8 protein-coding genes are annotated in these 9,239 nt (G+C 71.8%); 3 read left to right on the top strand and 5 right to left on the bottom strand.

The features are described from left to right. The 4 genes from ACWDD7_RS37190 to ACWDD7_RS37175 all read right to left on the bottom strand — a co-directional run. On the bottom strand, positions 1-1,678 hold a 1,678-nt coding region (locus ACWDD7_RS37190; RefSeq protein WP_450460653.1), incomplete at its 3' end, for a PP2C family protein-serine/threonine phosphatase. Positions 1,679-1,974: 296 nt separating this feature from the next. Then, positions 1,975-2,664 (bottom strand): cytidylyl-2-hydroxypropylphosphonate hydrolase, encoded by a 690-nt coding sequence (gene fomD, locus ACWDD7_RS37185; RefSeq protein WP_450460652.1) that lies wholly within the window; start codon positions 2,662-2,664, stop codon positions 1,975-1,977. A gap of 94 nt (positions 2,665-2,758) precedes the next feature. After that, entirely contained in the window at positions 2,759-4,144 is a 1,386-nt protein-coding gene (locus ACWDD7_RS37180) for a class II fumarate hydratase (protein WP_450460651.1), read from the bottom strand. A gap of 75 nt (positions 4,145-4,219) precedes the next feature. Beyond that, positions 4,220-5,914, bottom strand: coding sequence for a fumarate hydratase (locus ACWDD7_RS37175; RefSeq protein ID WP_450460650.1), 1,695 nt, complete (start codon positions 5,912-5,914; stop codon positions 4,220-4,222). Positions 5,915-6,116: 202 nt separating this feature from the next. Between ACWDD7_RS37175 and ACWDD7_RS37170 the strand changes: the two genes are divergently transcribed. Together ACWDD7_RS37170 and ACWDD7_RS37165 are read left to right on the top strand one after the other, a co-directional pair. Next, the gene (locus ACWDD7_RS37170) at positions 6,117-6,815 is read left to right on the top strand and encodes a DUF1707 domain-containing protein (RefSeq protein ID WP_450460649.1); all 699 of its coding nucleotides are present in this window, start codon (positions 6,117-6,119) and stop codon (positions 6,813-6,815) included. Positions 6,816-6,934: 119 nt separating this feature from the next. After that, positions 6,935-7,312 carry a WhiB family transcriptional regulator gene (locus ACWDD7_RS37165; protein WP_351873940.1) on the top strand — a complete coding sequence of 126 codons (378 nt, stop codon included), beginning with the start codon at positions 6,935-6,937 and terminating at the stop codon, positions 7,310-7,312. Between the two features lie 96 nt (positions 7,313-7,408). Here ACWDD7_RS37165 and glpX read toward each other — a convergent pair whose 3' ends face one another. Then, on the bottom strand, positions 7,409-8,443 hold the full coding sequence (gene glpX / locus ACWDD7_RS37160) for a class II fructose-bisphosphatase (protein ID WP_351873943.1): 1,035 nt from the start codon (positions 8,441-8,443) through the stop codon (positions 7,409-7,411). Positions 8,444-8,569: 126 nt separating this feature from the next. Between glpX and ACWDD7_RS37155 the strand changes: the two genes are divergently transcribed. After that, positions 8,570-9,112 (top strand): DUF4245 domain-containing protein, encoded by a 543-nt coding sequence (locus ACWDD7_RS37155; RefSeq protein WP_351873946.1) that lies wholly within the window; start codon positions 8,570-8,572, stop codon positions 9,110-9,112. Positions 9,113-9,239: the final 127 nt, after the last annotated feature.

Below are 9,239 nucleotides of genomic sequence, written 5' to 3'. Positions count from 1 at the left end.
CCCGGTCACCGGGCCCGAGCATGTCGAGGACCTCGTCGCACAGCGCCTCCAGCGGCGGCGGATGGTCCGGACCGGTCAACTGCGCGGTGGCGGCGCGCCGTTCGCGCAGCTGCTCTATGCCCGTCCACACGTCCCGCAGCCGGGACTCCACCAGGCCGTCGGTGTACAGCAGCAGCGTGGCCCCGGCCGGCGCGTCCAGTTCGACCGCCTCGAAGTCCACCCCGCCGACGCCGATCGGCGCGCCCGGCGGCACCCGCAGCACCTCGGCCCGTCCGCCCAGGTGCAGCAGCACGGGCGGCGGATGGCCGGCGTTGGCGATCGTGATGCGGTGCGTGACCGGGTCGTAGACGGCGTACAGGCAGGTCGCCATACGGTCGGTGCCGAGCCGCTGCGCCTGCTCGTCCAGGTGGTGCAGCACCTCCTGCGGCGGCAGATCGAGCCCGGCCAGCGTCTGCGCGGTGGTGCGCAGCTGGCCCATGATCGCCGCCGAGGTCATGGAGTGGCCCATCACGTCGCCGACGACCAGCGCGACCCGGCTGCCGGGCAGCGGGATCGCGTCGTACCAGTCGCCGCCCACCCGCGCGGTCTCCGCGGCCGGCAGATACCGCGAGGCGAGCCGCACCCCGGTCGGGCGGGGGAGGGTCTCGGGCAGCATGGTGCGCTGCAACTCGTCGGCGATGTAGGCCTCACGGCCGTACAGCACCGCCTTGTCGATGCCGAGCGCGCTGTGCGTGGCCAGCTGCGCGGCCACCAGCAGGTCGTCCGTCTCGAACGCGAGCCGCTCGGGGCGGCGCAGGAACAGGGCCGCGCCGATCACCCGGCGCCGGCCGCGCAGCGGGGCGAGGATCGCGTGCTGCCCGGACGGTACGAGCGCCTCCGCGCCGTCGCCGAGCAGTTCGGGCAGTGCGGCCCTGGCCGCGGGCGCGTCCGCGAACACGGGGCGCACGCCGCGCAGCACCTCGTTCAGCGCGCCGCCGGGGCGCACCTCGCACAGTTCGGTGGTCAGCGAGGACAGCTCCGCGAGCGCGACCGGCTCGGGCTCGGGCTCGAACGCGCCGGGCAGCAGGACGCCGTCGGTGTCCCGCTCCTCCGGTATGCGGTCGGTGCGGCGCAGCCGCAGCACGACGGGCCCGGTGGGCCGTTCGTCGCCGACCGGCAGCGGGTCGCGCAGATAGACGAGGATCGCGTCCGAGAACGTCGGCACCGTGGCCCGGCACAGACCCATCACGATCTCGTCCAGGTCGAGGCCGCGGGCGATCCGCCGGGTGGCCGCGCCGACGAACCTGAGCCGGTCCCCGTCGCGCCGCATGGGCATCGGCCGCCCCGGTGGCAGACCCCGCCCGGTACGGCGCTCGGGGCCGCCCGGCGTCCGTTCCTGGTCGGCGCCGGGCTGCGGCGGAATGGCCTCCGCGGGGCGCGGGCGATGGGTCGCGCCGGCGTCCGCGGTGGCGGGTTGGGAGTGCTCCGGGCCGTTGACTGGGGGCTCCTTCCCCTTGCCGTCCATGGGCTGGCCGCACGAGGTGGCCGTACCGGGTCCGCAGGGCGTCCCGTCCGCCCGTGCCTGCACGGGTAAGGCGGGGGTGCCGACCGGTTCCTGGGCACGCACGAGCGCCCCGCGGCCGTCCGCGGGGTCGGCGCCCGGCTGAGGGCGCTCGAAAGAGGTGGGCTGCTCCGTCACGCGTGTCGCATCCGTCCGTCCGGGACCCCGCGCTGGGCGCGCGAGTGGTCCCGCAGAAGTCCCGATACCCGCAATACATGTCCCGGGAACGGATTTCGCGCGCGCTCGGAGGATGCTCCCGTGCCACCGGCGAGGCCTGCGCGCCCGGCGGTGCCGCCCTGATACCCCTCGTTCACGTCCCTGCCGCCCCTCGGTGACGATCGGTCAAGCCCGGCGCATGCCCCGGAAGTTGTCGCTCCGAAGCGCCCTTGCGGAGGACGATCCTACGTTTCTCGCCCGGGGGCGCATCAAGAGTCTCATGAGGACACGTGCGCGGGCGTACGGTCCCAGTCCTCGGGGAGTGACGGTACCGCCCAGGACTCGTCCGGTCGCCACCCCGGCCAGCCTTCCGAGAACGGCGGCCCCCAGGCCCGGATCGCGTCGACCGCCGCCTGCCCGGCCGCCCGGACCCGTTCGGCGGTCTCCGCGGTCATCAGCCCGTCCCGCTGGGCCTGGGCGAACTCGTCCTCGTCCCGCCAGTGCCAACTGCGGTCCGGGCGTACGTCGATGTCCAGGAAGTGGTCCTCGGAGTCCACCCCGCCCGCCCAACGGGCCAGCGGCTCCTCCAGGTTGACGTACCAGTTCTTGAACCGCCAGCCCGGCTCCCAGAACAGCCACACCGACCAGGGGGTGCCGGGCCGGGCCAGCTTCAGCACGCCGGTGCCGAGCCACCGGTCCCGCCGTACCGTGCGCGGCTTGGTGTAGCGGGACTCCAGCGGCTCGCGGTGCACCGGTGTGCCGTCGGCCAGGGCCGGCTTCACGCACTCGGTGCCGGGGGCCAGCCAGACGGCGAGCAGTTCGGCGTCGTCGCGTACGACGGTGACGGGGCGCACGATGTGGAACCGTGTGCCGCCGTTCTCCCGGTAACGCCACAGGATCTGTGTCCCGGGCGCCCAGTACGCCGCAGGTCCCGCCGCCGCTCGCCGCATCGTTCCGTCGTCCTTCATGGGCAGATATTAGGTGCCGGGCGGCGCGGGCGCTGCGGCGCGGGTCACGGTTCCCCCGTGCGCGTGCGCGGTGGCCGGAAAGGTACGCCCGGGGCTACGGATGCGTCATCCGCAGCACGTCCAGTGCCTCGTCCAGTTGCCGGGCGGTCAGCTCGCCGCGCTCCACATACCCGCCCTCCAGCACCACCTGACGGATCGTCTTGCGCTGCGCGAGCGCCTGCTTGGCGACCTTCGCGGCCTCCTCGTACCCGAGGTACTTGTTCAGCGGGGTGACGACGGACGGCGACGACTCGGCGTACTCGCGGGCGCGTTCGCGGTCCGCGGTGATGCCGTCGACGGTGCGGTCGGCCAGCAGCCGGGTGACGTTGGCGAGCAGCCGGATCGACTCCAGGACGTTCTTGGCGATGACCGGGAGCATCACGTTCAGCTCGAAGTTCCCGGCGGCGCCCGCGGTGGCGATGGTGGCGTCGTTGCCCACGACCTGCGCCGCGACCATCAGCACGGCCTCCGGCACCACCGGGTTGACCTTGCCCGGCATGATCGAGGAGCCCGGCTGGAGGTCGGGCAGCCGGATCTCGGCCAGGCCGGTGCGCGGGCCGGACGCCATCCAGCGCAGATCGTTGGCGATCTTCGTCAGCCCGACCGCGATGGTCCGCAGCTGCCCGCTGGTCTCCACGACGCCGTCCCGGGCGCCCTGCGCCTCGAAGTGGTCGCGGGCCTCGGTCAGCGGCAGCCCGGTGGCGCGGGCGACCTCCTCGATGACGGCCGCGGAGAACCCGGGCGGGGTGTTGATGCCGGTGCCCACGGCGGTGCCGCCCAGCGGCAGCTCGGCCAGCCGGGGCAGCGAGGCGCGCAGCCGCTCGACGCCGTAGCGCACCTGGGCCGCGTATCCGCCGAACTCCTGGCCCAGCGTCACGGGGGTGGCGTCCATCAGGTGCGTGCGGCCCGACTTCACCACGTCGGCGAACTCCGCGCTCTTGCGCTCCAGCGCGGCGGCGAGGTGGTCGAGGGCGGGGATCAGGTCGTGGGTGACGGCGGCGGTGGCGGCGATGTGGAGGGAGGAGGGGAAGACGTCGTTGGACGACTGGGAGGCGTTGACGTGGTCGTTCGGATGCACCGGGCGCCCGAGTCGTTCGCTCGCCAGGGTCGCGACGACCTCGTTGGTGTTCATGTTGGACGAGGTGCCCGAACCGGTCTGGAAGACGTCGACCGGGAAGTGCTCGTCCCAGTCGCCCCGGGCGACCTCCTCGGCCGCCTCCTGGATCGCCTGCGCGACGTCCTCGTCCAGCACCCCGAGTTCCGCGTTCACCTTCGCCGCGGCCGCCTTGATCCGCGCCAGCGCCTCGATGTGCGCGCGCTCGATCCGCTGCCCCGACACGGGGAAGTTCTCCACGGCCCGCTGCGTCTGCGCCCGCCACTTGGCGCCGGCCGGCACCCGGACCTCACCCATGGAGTCGTGCTCGATGCGGTATTCGCTCATACCGGGTACAGCGGGCGGGGGCGCGGGGTTGTTCCGGGGGTTGGGCCGTTGGATGCGACCCAACCCCCGTACGGGTCAGGCGAGGCCGGGACCGCGCACCGGGATCGACGTGAACGTCGGCTGGGGGGCCGGGTCCTGGAAGAAGTCGTTGCCCTTGTCGTCCACGACGATGAACGCCGGGAAGTCCTCGACCTCGATCTTCCAGACGGCCTCCATGCCGAGCTCCTCGTACTCCAGGACCTCGACCTTCTTGATGCAGTCCTGGGCGAGACGGGCGGCCGGGCCGCCGATGGAGCCGAGGTAGAAGCCGCCGTGGGCGTCGCAGGCGTCGGTGACCTGCTTGCTGCGGTTGCCCTTGGCGAGCATCACCTTGGAGCCGCCCGCCGCCTGGAACTGCTCCACGTAGGAGTCCATCCGGCCGGCCGTGGTCGGACCGAACGAACCGGACGCGTACCCCTCGGGCGTCTTGGCCGGACCGGCGTAGTACACCGGGTGGTCCTTCAGGTACTGCGGCATCTCCTCGCCCGCGTCGAGGCGTTCCTTGATCTTGGCGTGCGCGATGTCCCGTGCCACGACCAGCGGACCGGTCAGCGACAGCCGCGTCTTGACCGGGTACTTGGTCAGCTCGGCGAGGATCGTGTCCATCGGCTGGTTGAGGTCGATCCTGACGACGTCGCCGTCGGACTCCAGGTGCTCGTCCGTCGTCTCCGGCAGGAAGCGCGCCGGGTCCGTCTCCAGCTGCTCCAGGAAGACGCCCTCGGCGGTGATCTTCGCGACGGCCTGGCGGTCGGCCGAGCAGGACACGGCGATGGCGACCGGGCAGGACGCGCCGTGCCGGGGCAGACGCACCACGCGCACGTCGTGGCAGAAGTACTTGCCGCCGAACTGCGCGCCGATGCCGATCTTCTGGGTCAGCTCGAAGACCTTCTCCTCCAGCTCCTTGTCCCGGAAGCCGTGGCCGAGCGGGGAACCCTCGGCCGGCATGTTGTCCAGGTAGTGCGCGGAGGCGTACTTCGCGGTCTTGAGCGCGAACTCCGCGCTGGTGCCGCCGACGACGATCGCCAGGTGGTACGGCGGGCACGCGGCCGTACCGAGCGAACGGATCTTCTCCTCCAGGAACTTCATCATGGAGGCCTCGTTCAGCACGGCCTTGGTCTCCTGGTACAGGAAGGACTTGTTGGCCGAGCCGCCGCCCTTCGCCATGACCAGGAACTTGTAGGCGCCGCCGTCCGTCGCGTACAGCTCGATCTGCGCGGGCAGGTTCGAGCCGGTGTTCTTCTCCTCCCACATGGTGAGCGGAGCCATCTGCGAGTAGCGCAGGTTGAGCTTGGTGTAGGCGTCGTAGACGCCGCGCGAGAGGTGCTTCTCGTCCTCGCCCTCGGTGAGGACGTTCTGCCCGCGCTTGCCCATGATGATCGCGGTGCCGGTGTCCTGGCACATCGGCAGCACGCCCGCCGCCGCGATGTTCGCGTTCTTCAGCAGGTCCAGCGCGACGAACTTGTCGTTCGCCGATGCCTCGGGGTCGTCGATGATGCGGCGCAGCTGGGCGAGATGAGCCGGGCGCAGGTAGTGCTGGATGTCGTGGATGGCCTCCTCGGCCAGCTTGCGCAGCGCCTCCGGCTCCACCTTGAGGAACGTCCGCCCGTCGGGCCCCTCGACCGTGGAGACGCCCTCGGACGTCACCAGGCGGTACGGCGTGGTGTCCTCTCCCTGGGGGAGCAGATCGGTGTACGCGAACGCTGGGCGGGGTGGTTGGGAACTACGCGGCATCTCAGCCCATTCCTCACTCTGACGGACGGTGCCCGCCGACGCTGGCGGGCCCCACCAGCGTAGAACCTGCCGCCGACAGCGAACCTGTGAGGTAAGGCTCAGTGGCCGTGGGCCCGGCCCCGGCGGGGGCCGCCCGTTCCGACACGCCCAGGGGCGTCCACACCCCTAGTCGCGATCTATCGCGTTTCGGTACGCTGCTGTCGTGGACCTTCAGAAGCCCGCCCGTACCCAGGACGCCACCGCGAGCGTCACCGCACTGCGCGCCTCGGACGCCGACCGCGACCGGGTCGCCGACATCCTCCGCGAGGCCCTCGCCGAGGGCCGGCTCACCGCCGACGAGCACGCCGAGCGCGTGGACGGCGTGCTGAACGCGAAGACGGTCGGCGAGCTGGAGGTCTTCATCCGGGACCTGCCCGCCGCCCACCAGCGCCCCTCCGGCGCGGCGTACGCCCCCGCGCCGCCGCGCCCCACGGACGACATACCCGCCGAGTCCGACGCCAACGTGGTGGCCGTCCTCAGCAGCGCGGTCCGCCGCGGCCGCTGGCGCGCCGGGCGCCGGCTGCACGCGTACTCGATCTTCGGCAGCGTCGAGATCGACCTCAGCGAGGCGATCTTCGAGTACCAGCAGGTCGTGATCAAGGCGGTCTCCGTCTTCGGCGACATCCAGATCCGCGTCCCGGAGAACGTGTCGCTGCGCGGCACCGGCGGCGGCGTCCTCGGCAACTTCGAGGTGGCCACCCTGGACTCGACCGAGACCGACGCGCCGGTGGTCTACGTCGACGGCTGGGCCGTGCTCGGCAACGTGGAGGCCCGGCCCAGGCGCGGCAAGCTCGTCTCGGACATCCTGGAGCGGGTCCAGGACAAGGTGGAGCGCAGGTTGCGCAAACGCCTGGACCGTTGACGGTCGCGAACTCCCCGGCAATCACCGGCCGTTGGGAACGCAGTGCATAGGCGCGCGTACAGCGGGTAGGCCTTGCTGCATCGTCTCTCGCTCGCGAAGCCGTCGTCAGGAGTAGACCCGTGCTGCAACCGCCGCATTCGTCCCTGCAGGTAGCTGCCGTACCGGCCCAGCGGGTGCCAGCGCGGGAGAGGGACCAGGACGCACCCTGGCACACCGAGGCCGTGTGCCGCCGCGACGAGGCGAGCCTGTTCTTCGCCCCGTCCAAGGAGCCGACCGCCGCCCGGCTGTCCCGCGAGGAGGCGGCCAAGCGCGTCTGCGCCCGCTGTCCGGTGATGGTCGAGTGCCGCGAACACGCCCTCCTCCAGCCCGAGCCCTACGGCGTCTGGGGCGGCCTGACGGCGGCCGAACGCCGCGTGGTCCTCGCCCGGCGCCGCCGCCGCGAACTGGACCTGAAGAAGGCGACGCGGGTGACGGCGCAGGAGCGGATAGCCGGCTAGCGCCCCCGGAAGGCGAGGCGGGAGCGCGGAGCGGGCCGGCGCCGCCCGGAAAGCAGAAGCGCCCCCTCCGCACAGGGGGCGCTCGCGCTGCTCGACCTACTTGGCCCGCTCGAAATCGATCGCGCTGTAGGCCCGCAGCTTGCTCAGCCGGTGCTCGGAGTCGATCCGCCGCACCGTGCCGGACTTCGACCGCATCACGATCGACTCGGTGAGCGCGGTCTCGGACCGGTACCGCACACCCCGCAGCAGTTCGCCGTCGGTGATACCCGTGGCGACGAAGAACACGTTCTCCCCGGCCACCAGGTCGTCCGTCGTGAGTACCCGGTCGAGGTCGTGCCCGGCGTCGATCGCCCGCTGCCGCTCCTCGTCGTCCTTGGGCCACAGCTTGCCCTGGATCGTGCCGCCCAGGCACTTCACGGCGCAGGCCGAGATGATGCCCTCCGGCGTACCGCCGATGCCGAGCAGCAGGTCCACGCCCGTGCCCTCGCGCAGCGCGTAGACGGACCCGGCGACATCGCCGTCGGAGATCAGCTTGATGCGGGCACCGGCGTCGCGGACCTCCTTGATCAGGCCCTCGTGCCGGGGCCGGTCCAGGATGACGACGGTGACGTCCTCCGGCATGGCCTTCTTCGCCTTGGCGATCCGCCTGATGTTCACGGCGACCGGCGCGTCGATGTCCACGAAGTCCGCGGCCTCGGGGCCGGTGACCAGCTTGTCCATGTAGAACACGGCGGACGGGTCGAACATGGCGCCGCGCTCGGCGGCGGCCAGGACGGCGATCGCGTTCGGCATGCCCTTGGCGGTCAGCGTGGTGCCGTCGATCGGGTCGACGGCGATGTCGACCTCGGGGCCGGTGCCGTCACCGATGTGCTCCCCGTTGAAGAGCATCGGCGCCTCGTCCTTCTCGCCCTCGCCGATGACGACGACGCCGTTCATCGACACGGTGGAGACGAGGGACCGCATGGCACGTACCGCGGCACCGTCGGCGCCGTTCTTGTCGCCGCGACCCACCCAACGGCCGGCGGCCATCGCCGCGGCTTCGGTCACCCGGACGAGTTCCAGGGCGAGGTTGCGGTCGGGAGCCTCGGCGGGAACATCGAGTTCGGAGGGCAAGTGATGATTTTCGGTCATCGGGGCGCACCTTTCTGATACGGCGACGGCCGGATGAGGGTCTTGGCCATGACTCTATCGTTAGGCAGACAAAATGAGCAGGGGACCCCACGGATGAGCGCTTGGGGCACCTGCGACGATAGGGACGTGGCAGGTTCGAACGGCAAGCAGAAGACGGCCCGGGACATGATTCTCTCCCTGGCCCTGATCGGCATCGCGGCGGCGGTCGTCTACTTCCTCGCCATCCCGCACGACAATCACGCTCCCGACCTCAAGCGGGTCGACTACCGGGTCGAGCTGCTCACGGCCCGCCGGGCGGCGAGCTACCCGGTGGCGGGGCCCGAGGGGCTGTCCGACGCCTGGAAGGCCACCTCCGTGAGCTACGACGGCGCGAACGGCGACTACTGGCACCTGGGCTTCCAGACCCCTGACGCCCAGTATGTCCAGATCGAGCAGTCGGTGCAGAAGCGGGCCGCCTTCATCGACCAGGCCAGCCAGGGCGCCAAGGCGACCAAGCGGACCGAGCGGATCGGCGGCCGTACCTGGACCCGCTACACCGGCGGCCGCTACGACGCCCTCGTCCTGGAGGACACGCCCGGCTCGACCACCGTGGTCGCCGGCACGGCGTCCTTCACCGAGCTGACGAGGATGGCGTCGGCGCTGGAGATGTCGAAGACCTCCGCGTCGTAACGCCCGGCCCCGCGCCGGAGCACCCCGGACGACGACGTCCGGCGGGACGTAGCACCAGCGGGCCGCCTCGGCAGGGGTGAAGCCCGCGCTGCCGGCGAGGGTCAGCGAGCCGTCCGAGCCGGCCGCC

Source organism: Streptomyces sp. NPDC001056, assembly GCF_053598955.1.
The sequence above is the reverse complement of the archived record's forward strand: the minus strand, read 5'-3'. Positions and strand labels throughout refer to the sequence as shown.

Excerpts from the sequence above, each read along its gene's own strand:
- fomD (WP_450460652.1), bottom strand. The coding sequence starts at position 2,664 with ATGAAGGACGACGGAACGATGCGGCGAGCGGCGGCGGGACCTGCGGCG.
- ACWDD7_RS37180 (WP_450460651.1), bottom strand. The coding sequence starts at position 4,144 with ATGAGCGAATACCGCATCGAGCACGACTCCATGGGTGAGGTCCGGGTG.
- ACWDD7_RS37175 (WP_450460650.1), bottom strand. The coding sequence starts at position 5,914 with ATGCCGCGTAGTTCCCAACCACCCCGCCCAGCGTTCGCGTACACCGAT.
- glpX (WP_351873943.1), bottom strand. The coding sequence starts at position 8,443 with ATGACCGAAAATCATCACTTGCCCTCCGAACTCGATGTTCCCGCCGAG.